A 1,092-nucleotide genomic window follows, 5' to 3' on the forward strand; every position below is an offset into this window, starting at 1 on the left:
CCCTCGTACCGCTCCCAGAGAGAGGCGTACACGAGCCGGAGCGGTGCCCCGCGCAGGGCGGCCTCGTCGGCCGCCCAGTCGACGGCCCGCAGACTGGACTCGGAGCCGTCGACACCGACGACGAGAGGAAGGTCCACCGTGCTCACCGCCCCACGCTCATGTCGAAGACGATCCGGGCCTTGACCTCGCCGCGCAACACCTCGTCCATGGACTCGTTCACGGACATCAGGGGCCGGGTCTCGCAGATCACCCGGGTCCGTCCGGCCGCGTGCAGCTGGAACACCTCGGCGAGGTCCTGACGCGTGCCGACGATCGAACCGATCACGCTCGTGCCGTTCAGAACGGTGTCGAAGATCGGAACCCGGACCGTGCCACGCGCGGGCAGCGCGACCATCACCAGCCTGCCACCGCGCCGCACACCCGAATTGACGGCCTCGAAAGCGGCGTCGTTCACCGCGAGGGCGATCGCCGCATGCGCGCCGCCATGCCGCCTGAGAACCTCGCCGACGTCGTCCCTACGGGCATCGATGACAAGGTCGGCCCCGAGTTCCGCGGCGAGTTCGAGCTTCTCGTCGGTGACGTCGACGGCCGCCACCACAGCACCCGCGATCTTCGCGTACTGCACCGCCAGGTGACCCAGCCCGCCGATCCCGGAGATCGCGACGAGCTGCGTGGGCCGGACCCCGGCGACCTTGAGCGCCTTGTACGTCGTCACACCGGCGCAGGTCAGCGGGGCGGCATCCACCGCGCCGACACCATCGGGCACGGGCTGGGCGAAATCGGCCCAGGCAAGCATCTTCTCGGCGTACCCGCCGTCGCACCCGTACCCGGTGTTGACCTGCTGCTCGCACAAGGTCTCCCAGCCGGACAGGCAGTGCTCGCACCGCCCGCAGGCCCGGCCCAGCCACGGCACGGCAACCCGCTGCCCCACGGCCAGGTGAGTGACGCCCGCACCGAGTTCCTCCACGACACCCACGCCCTCGTGCCCCGGCACGAACGGCGGATTCGGCCTGACGGGCCAGTCACCGCGCGCGGCATGGATGTCGGTGTGACACAGCCCGGAGGCCTCCACCCGGATCCGGACCTGTCCGC

Annotated in this window: 2 protein-coding genes; both read right to left on the reverse strand. The window is 70.8% G+C overall.

Annotation, left to right across the window (positions count from 1 at the left end):
• On the reverse strand, window positions 1-137 hold a 137-nt coding region (locus ACFXI4_RS44740; RefSeq protein WP_362721763.1), incomplete at its 3' end, for a universal stress protein.
• A 5-nt stretch (window positions 138-142) separates the two neighbouring features.
• A partial coding sequence (locus ACFXI4_RS44745; protein WP_385003464.1) for a zinc-dependent alcohol dehydrogenase occupies window positions 143-1,092 on the reverse strand: 950 nt, incomplete at its 5' end.

Source organism: Streptomyces sp. NPDC059224, from assembly GCF_042754285.1.
Taxonomy (GTDB): Bacteria; Actinomycetota; Actinomycetes; order Streptomycetales; family Streptomycetaceae; genus Streptomyces.